At 64.6% G+C, this 13,442-nt stretch carries 12 protein-coding genes; 9 read left to right on the top strand and 3 right to left on the bottom strand.

All coding sequences use genetic code 11. From position 1 onward, the window contains the following. Window positions 1–22 precede the first annotated feature (22 nt). The 3 genes from XpruCFBP8353_RS06625 to XpruCFBP8353_RS06615 are packed head-to-tail and all read left to right on the top strand — an operon-like array spanning window position 23 to window position 2,242. Window positions 23–328: an NAD(P) transhydrogenase subunit alpha gene (locus XpruCFBP8353_RS06625; RefSeq protein WP_008578134.1), complete on the top strand. Its 306-nt coding sequence runs from the start codon at window positions 23–25 to the stop codon at window positions 326–328. Next, on the top strand, window positions 325–1,782 hold the full coding sequence (locus XpruCFBP8353_RS06620) for an NAD(P)(+) transhydrogenase (Re/Si-specific) subunit beta (protein WP_101362538.1): 1,458 nt from the start codon (window positions 325–327) through the stop codon (window positions 1,780–1,782). Before XpruCFBP8353_RS06625 ends, XpruCFBP8353_RS06620 begins: the two co-directional genes overlap by 4 nt. A gap of 49 nt (window positions 1,783–1,831) precedes the next feature. Next, window positions 1,832–2,242, top strand: a complete 411-nt coding sequence (locus XpruCFBP8353_RS06615) for a DUF6714 family protein (RefSeq protein ID WP_133125627.1) — start codon at window positions 1,832–1,834, stop codon at window positions 2,240–2,242. A 122-nt stretch (window positions 2,243–2,364) separates the two neighbouring features. Here the strand turns inward: XpruCFBP8353_RS06615 and XpruCFBP8353_RS06610 are convergent, their stop codons facing one another. After that, window positions 2,365–2,784 (bottom strand): hypothetical protein, encoded by a 420-nt coding sequence (locus XpruCFBP8353_RS06610; protein ID WP_010381522.1) that lies wholly within the window; start codon window positions 2,782–2,784, stop codon window positions 2,365–2,367. Between the two features lie 186 nt (window positions 2,785–2,970). Here XpruCFBP8353_RS06610 and sufT point away from each other — a divergent pair, with 186 nt between their 5' ends. The 5 genes from sufT (at window position 2,971) to XpruCFBP8353_RS06585 (ending at window position 10,406) form a co-directional block, all read left to right on the top strand. After that, the gene (gene sufT, locus XpruCFBP8353_RS06605) at window positions 2,971–3,525 is read left to right on the top strand and encodes a putative Fe-S cluster assembly protein SufT (protein WP_064508622.1); all 555 of its coding nucleotides are present in this window, start codon (window positions 2,971–2,973) and stop codon (window positions 3,523–3,525) included. A 65-nt stretch (window positions 3,526–3,590) separates the two neighbouring features. Then, complete coding sequence (locus tag XpruCFBP8353_RS06600; RefSeq protein WP_101362536.1) at window positions 3,591–4,676, top strand: branched-chain amino acid aminotransferase; 1,086 nt, start codon at window positions 3,591–3,593, stop codon at window positions 4,674–4,676. 309 nt (window positions 4,677–4,985) lie between these two features. Continuing rightward, window positions 4,986–6,719, top strand: coding sequence for a S8 family peptidase (locus XpruCFBP8353_RS06595; protein ID WP_101362535.1), 1,734 nt, complete (start codon window positions 4,986–4,988; stop codon window positions 6,717–6,719). Window positions 6,720–6,978: 259 nt separating this feature from the next. Next, entirely contained in the window at window positions 6,979–8,388 is a 1,410-nt protein-coding gene (locus XpruCFBP8353_RS06590) for a S8 family peptidase (protein ID WP_162300969.1), read from the top strand. A gap of 320 nt (window positions 8,389–8,708) precedes the next feature. Continuing rightward, window positions 8,709–10,406, top strand: a complete 1,698-nt coding sequence (locus XpruCFBP8353_RS06585) for a S8 family peptidase (protein WP_101362534.1) — start codon at window positions 8,709–8,711, stop codon at window positions 10,404–10,406. 202 nt (window positions 10,407–10,608) lie between these two features. Here XpruCFBP8353_RS06585 and ybaK read toward each other — a convergent pair whose 3' ends face one another. Next, the gene (ybaK, locus tag XpruCFBP8353_RS06580) at window positions 10,609–11,082 is read right to left on the bottom strand and encodes a Cys-tRNA(Pro) deacylase (RefSeq protein ID WP_101362533.1); all 474 of its coding nucleotides are present in this window, start codon (window positions 11,080–11,082) and stop codon (window positions 10,609–10,611) included. A 4-nt stretch (window positions 11,083–11,086) separates the two neighbouring features. Next, window positions 11,087–11,572: an asparaginase domain-containing protein gene (locus tag XpruCFBP8353_RS06575; RefSeq protein ID WP_101362532.1), complete on the bottom strand. Its 486-nt coding sequence runs from the start codon at window positions 11,570–11,572 to the stop codon at window positions 11,087–11,089. A 513-nt stretch (window positions 11,573–12,085) separates the two neighbouring features. Here XpruCFBP8353_RS06575 and XpruCFBP8353_RS06570 point away from each other — a divergent pair. Then, window positions 12,086–13,240: a glycoside hydrolase family 30 beta sandwich domain-containing protein gene (locus XpruCFBP8353_RS06570; protein ID WP_101362531.1), complete on the top strand. Its 1,155-nt coding sequence runs from the start codon at window positions 12,086–12,088 to the stop codon at window positions 13,238–13,240. The last annotated feature ends 202 nt before the right edge of the window (window positions 13,241–13,442 follow it).

Raw genomic sequence — 13,442 nt, 5'->3', positions numbered from 1 at the left:
CCGGCCAGTGGAGCGAAAGACGATGAGCGACGGATTCGTAGCGCTGTACATCTTCATGCTGGCGGCCATCGCCGGCCACGTGATCATCTCGCGGGTGCCGGTGATCCTGCATACGCCGCTGATGTCCGGATCCAACTTCATCCACGGCATCGTGCTGATCGGCGCGATGGTGGTGCTCGGGCATGCCGACACCACGTTGGAAAAAGCGCTGGGTTTTGTCGCAGTGGCGCTGGGCGCGGGCAACGCAGCGGGTGGTTACGTCGTCACCGAGCGGATGCTGGAGATGTTCAAGTCCAGCAAGAAGCCGCCGGGCGGGGATGCGCCATGAACGTGTCCACCGTCGCGCTGCTGTCGTGGTTGGTGAAGGCCAGTTACCTGGTCGCCGCGACCTTGTTCCTGCTCGGCCTGCAGCGGATGGCGTCGCCACTGACCGCGCGCAGCGGTATCCGCTGGGCCGGGTTGGGCATGTTGATCGCCACTGTGGCCACGTTCTTCCTGCCCGAGTTGCACAACGTGCCGCTGATTTTGGCCGCGTTGGCGATCGGCACCGGCGTGGCGTGGTGGTCGGCCAAGAAGGTCGCCATCACCGACATGCCGCAGATGGTGGCGCTGTACAACGGCATGGGCGGCGGGTCGGCGGCGGCGATCGGGGCGGTGGAGCTGCTGCGGTTTTCGTTCTTCGCCAACCGTGACACGGCGCACTGGAGCGCGCAGGCGATTGCCGAACTGGCAGCGCGGCGGCCGGACATCACCACCGTGGTGCTGGCGGTGATCGGGTCGGCGATCGGGGCGGTGTCGTTGTCGGGGTCGATCATTGCCTGGGCCAAGCTCGACGGCCGGCTCGACCGGCGGGTGACCTTCCCCGGCCAGCAAGTCTTCAACCTGGTGGTGGCAGTGGCGGTGCTGGTGCTCGGCAGTTGGGCCGCGAGCAGTCTGCAGCCGCTGGCGATCATCGCGTTCTTCGTCGTGGCGTTGGCGTTGGGCGTACTGATGACGCTGCCGATCGGCGGCGCCGACATGCCGGTGGTGATTTCGCTCTACAACGCGTTTACCGGGTTGGCGGTGGCGTTCGAGGGGTATGTGCTCGGCAATGAGGCATTGATCATCGCCGGCATGATGGTGGGCGCGGCCGGTATCTTGCTGACGCGGTTGATGGCCAAGGCGATGAATCGGCCGATCAGCGGTGTGCTGTTTTCCAACTTCGGCGGTGGCGGACAGGCGCAGGAAATCAGCGGGACGCAAAAGCCGATCGAGGCCGGCGATGTGGCGGCGATGATGGCCTTTGCCGAGCGGGTGGTGATCGTGCCCGGTTACGGCATGGCGGTGGCGCAGGCACAGCACAAGATCTGGGAGCTGGCGCAACGGTTGATCGCGCGCGGGGTCAAGGTGAAGTTCGCGATTCACCCGGTCGCCGGGCGCATGCCCGGGCACATGAACGTGCTGCTGGCCGAGGCCGGCGTGCCCTACGACCTGATCGCCGATATGGACGATATCAATCCGGAATTTGCGAGTACGGATGTGTCGTTGGTGATCGGTGCCAACGACGTGGTCAATCCTGTCGCAAAAACCGATCCGGCCAGCCCGATCTACGGGATGCCGATCCTGGATGTGGTCAATTCGCATAACACGGTGGTGATCAAGCGTGGCAAGGGGACTGGGTTTGCCGGCATCGAGAACGCGCTGTTCTATGCCGACAACACGCGCATGTTGTACGGCGATGGAGCAGAAGCGGCAGGCGCGCTGGTCAGCGAATTGAAGGCGCTGGATGGGGGCGGGCATTGATGTGCAGGGCGCTGCGCGCCTGGCCCCGCACGACGCAGGTGTGCCTGCGATGAGCGAACGTCCACCCATGTCCCTGCGTGCCGGGAACGCGATTGACGATCATGCCGAGGTGCCGCCGTTCGACACGGTACGTGACGAGGTAACGGCACAGTATCTCGAGCGTTACTGTTGCGGGATCCATCACCTGGACAGTGTTTCGTGGCGTTTCTATTTGCCACATCTGCTGCAGCACGCGCTGCGCAATTGTGCAAATGCGGCATCCAATGCCACGGATGCATTGTTGGAGTCGCTTCGACCGCCGGATCGGGAGCCACCCCGCTTCGGCAGCCTGTCCGCTGCCGAAGAACGCATGGTCATCGCGACCTTGGACACGCTGGCATTTACCGACGGATCCGAATGGACCGAATCTGCGCAATGCGCGCTCGAGGAGTACTGGGCACCCGGCGCCATCTATCGCTGAGGTCTTCGGGTCCTTGAGCAACGCCGAACGCGTCCGGACGCGCGTTCGTGGCTGTGGCATGTCAGCGCTTGTCAGCCGGTGATCACACCAGCCTGGCAGTGGCCGCTACGCTGCAATCAGACTCAGCGCGCCGCCCACCACGCCACCAGCAGGGCTGCGACGTAGCACAGCAGGTCGAAGCCGTTGTTGGCCAGTTGCAGCAGCGTCCAGGCCAGGCCGGTGCCCATCTTCTGTGCCGAGGTCCACGGATCCAGGCCGAGCGGTCCGCCCAGTTGCGCCGAGGCGATGCCCCAGTTGGTGCCGATGATGATCAGCGCTGTCGTCACCACGGCCACGCCGATGCGCAACCGGCCGGCGTGCAGGGTGCCCAGGCGCAGCATCCAGACGATCTCCAGGGCTGCGACCACGGCCATCCAGCCGGCCTGGTTGCCCAGCGCGAGTGCGATGAGCAGCCAGGCGATGAGGGCGGTGACGCATCCCAGCAGCAGGAGCGGGGGCCAGAGCCAGTGGGCAGTTCTGGCGGACGCGGTGGTGGGCGGCATTGGAGCTCCTGACAGTGCGCACATGATAGAGCGCAAGCCGGCGTTTGCGACGCGTGGCGCGCCACGGCAGTGCGGCTGATGGAATGCAGCGTCGTCGTCGCTTGGCGGGGCGGCCGGCGGCGACGCCGTCGTGGTCGGCTAGAATGGCCGACTTGCGCGCGACCTGCGCGGCCCCATATCCAGCTCATGTACTCCCGTAGCAGCGAACCCGTCCAGTTCGAACGCGATTGCGATGCCGTCATGGTGCCGCAGGGCGATTCGGTGACCCTGCCCGCAGGCAGTTACGGCTATATCACCCAGGCGCTGGGTGGCAGCTATACCGTCTTCGTCGAAGGCAATCTGTTCCGCATTGCCGGCAAGGATGGCGATGCGATCGGCAAAGAGGCCCCGCCGGGGCTGGAACTGCCCGACAACGCCAGCGACGAGGAAGTGGAAGCCCTGGTGTGGCAGCAGCTGCGCACCTGTTTCGACCCGGAAATTCCGTTCAACATCGTCGATCTCGGGCTGGTTTACGAGGCAGTGGTCAGCCATCGCGAGGAAGACAATCAGCGCCGGGTCGACGTCAAGATGACGCTGACCGCGCCCGGCTGCGGCATGGGTGAGATCCTGGTCGATGACGTGCGCAGCAAGGTCGAAATGATCCCGACCATTGCCGAGGCCGACGTCGAATTGGTGTTCGACCCGCCGTGGGGCCGGCATATGATGTCCGAAGCGGCCCGTCTCGAGACCGGCATGCTCTGATCGTCAGGCGCCATGTCCGTAGATGTGGCGCCGCGTCCTTTCGCCCGCCATACAGGAATCTTCCGGTGTCCGTGTCCTTCGCTTCCACCCGTTCTCCGTCGCCGCGCAGCGCCGACGAACTGTCCGTGATCCTGGCCGCGCCCGGTTTCGGGCTGCATTTCACCGACCACATGGTCGCCATTTCCTGGAACAACGAGCAGGGCTGGCATGACGCCCAGGTGCGCGCCTACGGGCCGCTGCAGCTGGACCCAGCCGCCTCGGTGCTGCATTACGGCCAGGAAATCTTCGAAGGCATCAAGGCCTACCGGCATGCCGACGGCTCGATCTGGACCTTCCGCCCACAGGCCAATGGCGAGCGCCTGCAGCGCTCGGCGCGCCGTCTGGCGCTGCCGGAACTGCCGGTGGACCTGTTTGTCGAATCGCTGCGTCAGCTGGTCGCCGTGGACGGCAATTGGGTGCCGTCGGCGCCGGAAACCAGCCTGTATTTCCGCCCGTTCATGATTGCCGACGAGGCGTTCCTGGGTGTGCGTGCGGCGCACAAGGCGTCGTACTACGTGATCGCCAGCCCGGCTGGCCCGTATTTCGCCAAGGGCGTGGCGCCGGTGTCGATCTGGTTGTCCACCGAATATGCGCGTGCGGCCAAGGGCGGCACCGGCGCGGCCAAGTGCGGCGGCAATTACGCCGCCTCGTTGCTGCCGCAGCAGAAGGCCTACGCGCAGGGCTGCTCGCAGGTGCTGTTCCTGGACCCGGTGGAAGGCAAATACATCGAAGAACTGGGCGGCATGAACGTGTTCCTGGTCTACAAGGACGGCACGCTGGTGACACCGGAACTGTCCGGCAGCATCCTGGAGGGCATCACCCGTGACAGCATCCTGCAACTGGCCCGCGACCGCGGCATGCAGGTGATCGAGCGCAAGGTCGCTATCGATGAGTGGAAGCAGGGCGTGGCGTCGGGTGAAATCACCGAGGTGTTCGCCTGCGGTACGGCGGCAGTGGTGACTCCGATCGGCGAGTTGAAGGGCGATGGCTTTACGGTGGGCGATCTGTCCGCGCCGGCGGGCGAGGTGACGATGTCCCTGCGCCAGGAACTGACCGACATCCAGTACGGACGCCTGCCGGATCGTCACGGCTGGCTGGTGCGTTTGTCGTAAGCCGACATAGTTCGTCAAACAAGGGCCTCCGTGTGTCAACGCGGGGGCTTTTTTGTTTGCAAAACAGCAAAAACGACGTTTTTTGACCTGGGATACGTCGAAGTCAGCATGAGTCCGATGTGAATTACGTCACATATACGTAACTTAATTCTGCAAATGACCAACTGTGTATTGTCCAGTTTGGTTTATTTGGGATAGGTTCGCTGAACGGATCGATAACAGGGGGCGATCCGGGCCTCTGGGGCATTCGCCATTGCGACGGTTCCGGAAATACCGCTTCGGCGGTTCTCTTGACTGGAAGGGAATTCGATGTCTAACGCGTCGTTTCGTCCGCGCCACCGTGCGCTCTGCATCCTGGGTGCCTCCGCACTGACCTCCCTGCTGCTGGCAACGCCGGCGTTCGCCGGCGATGTCTACCTCGATGGCCTGGCCACCGCGCAGACCCATCAGAAGTTCATCGTGACCTACAAGAACGGCAGCAGCGCCCTCAGTAGCGCGAGCGTGTTGACCAACTCGTTGCGTACAGCAGCGCGTGCGCTGCCGACCAAAGCCGGCAAGCCGCTGGGCCTGAACAGCGTGCGCCGCCTGGCGGTGGGACCGGAGCTGGTGCAGGCCGACCGCGCGCTGGATCGTGCCGAAGCCGAAACCCTGATGCGTCAACTGGCCGCCGACCCCAACGTGCAGAGCGTGGAAGTGGATCAGATGCTGCACGCCGTCCTGACCCCCAACGACTCTCGCCTTTCCGAGCAATGGGCCTTCGGCACCACGAACGCCGGTCTCAACATCCGCTCGGCCTGGGACAAGTCCACCGGTGCCAACGTCGTGGTCGCGGTGATCGACACCGGCATCGTCAGCCATCCCGATCTCGACGCCAACATCCTGCCCGGCTACGACTTCATCAGCGATGCCACCGCCGCGCGCGACGGCAACGGGCGTGACAGCAATCCTGCGGACGAAGGCGACTGGAACTCGACCAGTGGGTGCTCCACATCCAATTCCAGCTGGCATGGGACCCATGTCGCCGGCACGGTGGCAGCGGTGACCAACAACACCACCGGTGTCGCCGGCACTGCGTTCAATGCCAAGGTGGTGCCGGTGCGCGTGCTGGGGCGGTGCGGTGGCTCGCTGTCGGATATCGCCGATGCCATCATTTGGGCGTCCGGCGGCAGCGTCAACGGCGTGCCGGCCAATGCCAACGTGGCCGAAGTCATCAACATGTCGCTGGGCGGCGGCGGCAGCTGTTCGTCCACCATGCAGAGTGCGATCAACGGTGCGGTCTCGCGTGGCACCACGGTGGTGGTGGCGGCTGGCAACAGTTCGGCCAACGTGTCCGGCTCGTTGCCGGCCAACTGCGCCAACGTGATCGCGGTGGCGGCCACCACCTCGGCCGGTGCCAAGGCCAGCTATTCCAACTTCGGCGCCGGAATCGATGTCTCCGCACCGGGTTCGGGCATTCTATCCACACTCAATAGCGGCACCACCACCCCGGGCAATCCCAGCTACGCCTCGTACAACGGTACCTCGATGGCGGCCCCGCACGTTGCCGGCGTTGTTGCCCTGGTGCAGTCGGTTGCACCGACCACGTTGACGCCTGCCGATGTAGAAACGCTGCTGAAGAACACCGCGCGCGCCTTGCCGGGCGCCTGTTCGGGTGGTTGCGGTGCGGGCATCGTCGACGCCGACGCGGCAGTGACCGCGGCCATCGCCGGCAGTAATGGCGGTGGTGGTGGCGGAACCGGCAACACCCTGACCAATGGCACGCCGGTAAGCGGCCTTGGCGCGACCGCAGGCGCGGAGTTGAACTACACCATCACGGTGCCGGCCGGCAGCGGCACGCTGACCGTCACCACCAATGGTGGTAGCGGCGATGCGGACCTGTACGTGCGGGCCGGCAGCGCGCCGACCGACACCGTTTACGCTTGCCGTCCGTATCTCGATGGCAACAACGAAACCTGCAACATCACCTCGCCGTCGGGCATCTACTACGTGCGGATCAAGGCCTACAGCACGTTCTCCGGCGTGACCCTGACAGCGAGCTACTAAACGCGCGCTCGCTGGGTGCGTTCCCTGGCCATGCCGCCAGGGAACGCTGCCTCCTTCGCGTCACCTCATCTGCAATGTCTCGTAAAGGTCTGCCGTTTCGGCAGGCGCGGGCGAGCTGTTGCCGCTCGGCCGGAAGGGACACCGGTCAATCGTTTTCATGGGCCTGGCGCCCGTGCAGTTGCCGGCTCCGATCCGCTGCATGCGGCGAAGGCCGGTCCTCTCGCCGCAGCTGCGGCACCTCTCCAATAAGGAACGATCGATGTCCAATGTGTCGCAACCTCGTGCGCCCAGGTGCGCGCTGGTGGTGTTGGGTGTTTCCGCGCTGACGTCCCTGCTGGCCGTGCCGGCATTCGCCGGTCAGGTCAATCTCTCTGGCTTGGATTCGCAACCCACGCTGGAACGCTTCATCGTCAAATACAAAGACGGCTCCAGTGCGGCGGTGAGTCCCACCTCGATGCGCGCATCGCTCAATTCCGTTGCCAGTGCGATGCCGGCGCGCGCCGGTCGTGCGCTGGGCCTGAACCACGTGCGCCGTACTGCGCTGGGTTCGGAGGTGCTCAAGACCGACCGTGGCCTGGACCGCGCCGAAGCCGAAACGCTGATGCGCCGCATCGCGGCCGACCCCAGCGTGGACTATGTGGAGGTCGACCAGATCATGTACCCGGTGCTGACCCCGAACGACACGCGTCTGTCCGAGCAGTGGGGCTTGGGCACCTCTTCGTCCAGCATCAACGTGCGCCCGGCTTGGGACACCGCCACCGGGACCGGCGTGGTGGTGGCGGTGATCGACACCGGCATCACCAGCCACCCGGATCTCAATGCCAACGTGTTGCCGGGCTACGATTTCATCAGCGATGCCACGCGTGCGCGCGACAACAATGGGCGTGACAGCAATCCGGCCGATCAGGGCGACTGGACCACTGCTGGCCAATGCCGCTCCGGTTCGTCGGCCTCCAATTCCAGCTGGCACGGCACCCATGTGGCCGGCACCATTGCGGCGGTCACCAACAACAGTACCGGCGTCGCCGGCACTGCGTTCAATGCGCGCATCGTGCCGATCCGTGCACTGGGCGCATGCGGTGGCTCCACCTCCGATATCGTCGATGCGATCGTGTGGGCCTCGGGTGGCGCTGTGTCCGGTGTGCCGGCCAATGCCAACCCGGCCGAAGTGATCAACATGTCGCTGGGCGGCAGCGGCAGTTGTTCGAGCAGTTACCAGAACGCGATCAACAGCGCGGTGTCGCGTGGCACCACCGTGGTGGTTGCTGCCGGCAACAGCAATGCCAACGTGGCCAATTTCACCCCCGCCAGCTGCGCCAACGTGATTTCGGTGGCGTCGATCACCTCGGCCGGCGCGCGTTCGAGCTTCTCCAACTTCGGCAGCACCATCGATATCTCCGGCCCTGGCTCGGCGATCCTGTCGACCTTGAACAGCGGCACCACCACGCCGGGTTCGGCCAGTTACGCCAGCTACAACGGCACCTCGATGGCGGCCCCGCATGTGGCCGGTGTGGTGGCGCTGGTGCAGTCGGTCGCCAGCCGTCCGCTGACGCCGGCGGCGGTGGAAACGCTGTTGAAGAACACTGCGCGTCCGTTACCGGGCGCTTGCTCGGGCGGCTGCGGCGCGGGCATCGTCAACGCGGCCGGTGCAGTCAGCCAGACCCCGTAAGACGGCACCTTGCCGGCATCGCGTCGGGTCTTCCCCGACGTGGCTGTCGGTGGTTTGAAACCTGCATTGCCCCGCTTTGCGCGGGGCAGTGTGCGTTTGGACAGCGGCAATTGCCGGGTCGCCAGATAGGGCTGGCAGCGATGGCTGAATGAAGTGTCCACCCGCACAGGGGGGCCGCTTCAGTGCACCCGATGGCACGCCGATAGCCTCCCCACGTGAGGCATGCACCATCTGCATGCCCGCACATCGGGCACGTCGCATCGCAGTAGCGTTAGCGCGTTGCCATCCAGGTTGCCAGATCCTTGGGGAGGGATGGAGTCATGTCGTATCACTCAGTTGGCGCACTGCGCCGCGTTGCATTCGTCTGCGCGTTGTCGTGCACGTTTCATGCCGTCGCTGGCGAGGTCAGTCTGCAAGGATTGAATTCCAGCAGCACGCATCAGCGCTTTATCGTCAGCTACAAGGACCGCGTCGGCAGCAGCCGGGCGACCGGGTTGTCTGCGCCATGGGGCGACATCGCGCGCGCTGTGCCGGAGGCGCACGGACGTGCGCTGGGTTTGTCGGCCACGCGCCGGCTCAGTGGTGGGCCGATGTTGCTGGTGGCTGACCGCAAGCTGGACCGCGTGGATTCGGAAAGCCTGATGCGGCGCCTGGCCGCGGACCCAGCCGTCAAGCGCGTGGAAGTGGACATCCTGATGCGGCCATTGCTGGTTCCCAACGATCCGGGCGTGCCACAGCAGTGGGCGATGGGCGCGACCGCCGCCAGCCTCAACATCCGTTCGGCCTGGGACCGCTCCACCGGTAAAGGCATCGTGGTGGCGGTGATCGACACCGGCATCACCAATCATCCGGACCTGGCAGCCAATGTGTTGCCCGGCTACGACTTCATCGTCGACCCGGCCACTGCGCGCGATGGCAATGCGCGCGATGCCACTGCCACCGACCAAGGCGACTGGGCTGCGGCCAACGAATGCGGGCCTGGCACGTCGGCATCCAATTCCAGCTGGCATGGCACACATGTGGCAGGCATCGTGGCGGCGGTCGGCAACAACGCGGTGGGCGTGGTCGGGACCGCGTTCAACGCCAAGATTCTGCCCTTGCGGGTGCTGGGCCGATGCGGCGGCTACATGTCCGATATCGCCGATGCGATCGTGTGGGCGGCCGGTGGCAAGGTCAACGGCGTGCCGGCCAATCCGAATCCGGCCACGGTGATCAATCTGTCGCTGGGCGGCGCGGGAACATGCTCGGCGACGCTGAACAACGCCATCACCGCGGCGGTGACACGTGGCAGCGCGGTGGTCGTGGCCGCCGGCAACAGCAATATGGATGTCTCCACCAGTGTGCCGGCCAATTGCGCGAATGTGATCGCAGTGGCGGCCACCACGTCGGCCGGCGCCAGGGCCAGCTTCTCCAACTTCGGCAACGGCGTGGATATCGCGGCGCCCGGGCAATCGATCGTGTCTACGCTCAATACCGGAACCACGGTGCCGGGCAATCCTGCGTATGCGGTCTATAGCGGTACCTCGATGGCGGCACCGCATGTGGCTGGTGTGGTGGCGCTGATGCAGTCGGTGGCCTTGAATCCGCTGACGCCGGCAACGGTGAAAGCCCTGCTCAAGGCCAGCGCACGGCCATTACCGGTGGCCTGCACACAAGGGTGCGGGGCAGGGCTGGTGAATGCTGATGGCGCAGTGGCGGCGGTGATCGCTTCGACCACGTTGACCAGTAATGCGGCACGCACCGGACTGAGCGCAGCGCTCTCCGATTCGCTGTATTACCAAGTCAATGTGCCCGCCGGCACACGTTCGCTCAAGGTCACGCTCGCCGGTGGCAGCGGGAATGCCGACCTCTCGGTACGTGCTGGTGCGTTACCAACCGATGCCGCGTACAGCTGCCGCAGCATGTTGCCGGGCAATGGCGACAGCTGCACGCTGGCGGCGCCGGCAGCGGGTGTCTACTACGTGCGCTTGAAGGCAACGCTGGGCTTTTCCGGCGTTAGCGTCACCGCAGCGTATTGAGTGACCTCGGCGCGGTGTTGCTGGCGCGCCGACAGATGCTGATGACCGCTGGAGTGCGGCCCTCGTCAGCGCATGCGTGCAGTGTGGCGTCAGATCGGCTGGGTGTCGAAGTCCAAGCAGATGATCGACCGTGATGCATCGCGCGAGTCGAATGCTGAGCGAGTGACGCGCGCGCAGGCACGCGTGCGCCGTGGTTAGGCATTCACTCGCACAGTGCGCACGCGCGTGCGGCGAGTGCATGCAACAGCTGGGCGCCCGGCAATTCCAGCAGCAACCCACGCTGGCCGGCATTGATCCATAGCGCGGGTGCGTCCAGTGCGGTGGTTTCGACCAGCACTGGCGCTTGCCGTTGCTGGCCGAGCGGACTGATACCGCCGACCTTGTAGCCGGTGCGACGCTCGGCATCGGCCACCTCCATCATGCGTGCCGACTTGCCTCCGTAGGCGCTGGCCAATTTCTTCAACGACACCCGGCGGTCGCATGGGATCACCACGCAGACCGCCTTGTCGTCGACCCAGGCCATCAGCGTCTTCAACACCGTGTGCGGCTGCAGGCCCAATGCACGTGCGGCTTGCAATCCCTTCGCATCGGCATCGGCCTGATAGTCGTACGGGTGCAACACGTAACGCACGCCCACAGCCTCCAATGCCTTGGTCGCGCGGGTGGCCTTGCTCATGGCGTCAAACCGATTCGAAGCGGTTGGCGGCTACGTTCTTGCGCACCTTTTCCGGATTCCAGATGCGGCCGTTCATGGCAATGTAGACGCCTGCCGGCAGCGATTGCACCGCACCGACTGCGCAACCGATATTGAATTCGGCGTCCGAGCCGCGGAAGCGCGCCGGGTTCAACGCACCGGTCATCACGATGGTCTTGTCGGTGATCGTCTGCAGCACCTTGCCGGTCTCCACCATCGAATCGGTGCCGTGGGTGATCAGCACGTGGCGGGTGGGCTGGGCGGCGATGGTGGCGCGGATCAGCTCGCGATCGGCATCGGTGATGTGCAACGAATCCTTGCGGATGATCGGAATCACCGAAAAACGGAAGGTCACGCCCAGTTCTTTCAAGATCTGGCCGATCTGCGGGTCGCCGATCTGGTAGTCCGATTTATCGTCGAAGTAGATCTTGTCGATCGTGCCACCGGTGGTGACGATCAGGAGGTCTTCCATTGCTACGAATCCTGTAGGGCAAACGCGGTGCAGGCCGCGTGCGGGTCGCCATGATACCGCCCGGCCAGGAGGCTGGCAGTCAGGTGGCGATCGCAATGAACGGGAGTGGTCGAGACTTGCGCTTGGTTGCCCAAGGTGTGGCGGCGCTGCATGCGATTGAGATGCCTTGGCGTAGTCGTACGCCGACACGAGGAAGGGTGACTGCACGTTCGAGGCGCAGCGATCGTTGTGCACGCTGCGCGCATCCCCGCCCAGGTACCGCGTGCGCCGAGCCAGCGTGCACGTAGAGCTGGCATTGAACGCGTTGCCTGCGCGTCGCCAGCGCCCAGCTTCCGCATGCCGCAGCGCAAAACGCAGTGTGATCCACGCACTGCCCCACTGCGCTGGGTGCGTGTGCTACGTCACTAACTTAACAATTAGACATTACAGAAATTGATTTGACATTTCTGCGGTCGATAGTCGGCGGGCCGTCGGTGCAGCGTTGCCGTCGCCATCCCTTTCCCGGAGACACTCATGAAAAAGCCCTTGTCGATGTTGCGCGCGCTCATCTGCGCGATGGCCGTGCTACTTGCGGGCCCAGTTGCCGCGCAGACGGTGACGATCACGCCCACGCAGACCTACCAGACAGTGCGCGGTTTCGGCGGCATGAATGGCGTCGGCTGGATCAACGACCTGACGCCAGCGCAGGTGGATCTTGCCTATGGCAGTGGTAGCGGGCAGATCGGGCTGTCGATCCTGCGCATGCGTATCGACCCGTCCAGCTCAGGCTGGGCAGCCCAGGTGCCCACGGCGACGCGCGTGCGTGCGCTGGGCGGGCTGGTGTTCGCAAGCCCGTGGACGCCGCCGGCCTACATGAAGTCCAACAACAGCTTGATCAATGGCGGCAAACTGCTGCCGCGCTACTACGCCGCTTACACCCAGCACCTGCTGGATTTCTCCAATTACATGTCTGGCAAGGGAGCGCCTCTGTACGCAATTTCCCTGCAAAACGAGCCGGATTGGCATCCCGATTATGAGTCGGCCGACTGGAGCGGCAGCGACTTCGTCAACTACCTCGTGAGCGAAGGCAGCAAGTTCGGCAGCCTCAAGGTCATTGTCGGCGAGTCGGTGGGGTTCAACTTCTCCATCACCGATCCGGTCCTCAACAACGCCGCTGCCAATCAGGCCACCTCCATCGTGGCCGGCCATCTGTATGGCGCGACGCCGCGCGACTATGCCTTGGCGCGCAGCAAGGGCAAACAGATCTGGATGACCGAGCACTACATGGCGGCCAATTTCAATGCCTATGTCTGGTGGTACATCCGGCGCAGCTATGGGTTGATCAGCGAAAACGGCGCAGTGAGCAAGCGTGGCTACGCGATGTCGCAGTTCGCACGCTTCGTGCGTCCCGGATCGGTGCGCATCGGCGCCACCGAGCACCCGTATTCCGATGTCTCCGTCACCGCCTACCGCACACCGGACAACAAGCTGGTGCTGGTGGCGGTCAACACCGGCACCGGCCATCAGCGCCTGGATCTGACGCTACCGTCCGGCGCTGCCGCTCAGTTCGCCAAATACAGCACCTCAAGCACACTCAATGTGGGGTTCGGCGGCAACTACAGCGTGGTCAACGGCAAGACCTCGCTGTATGTCGACCCGCAGAGCGTGACCACGCTGGTCGGAAACTGACAGCGGCAGCCGAAATCCTGCAAGTCGTCGTCAGGTGGCGTGGACGGCGCGCAGGGACCAGAGTGGAGGCGTGTGCATGCCACCCCGATCGCCGGCCGCGTTCGCCTGACGATGATCGAAGTTGGTGTCGTGGCTGCGTTGGGGTGGTCGCGGCTGACCACCTCAGCCAAACGCATGCGCAGCTGCATCGCGCAGGTGTGCA

It is taken from the genome of Xanthomonas prunicola (assembly GCF_002846205.1).
GTDB lineage: Bacteria > Pseudomonadota > Gammaproteobacteria > Xanthomonadales > Xanthomonadaceae > Xanthomonas > Xanthomonas prunicola.
The sequence above is the reverse complement of the archived record's forward strand: the minus strand, read 5'-3'. Positions and strand labels throughout refer to the sequence as shown.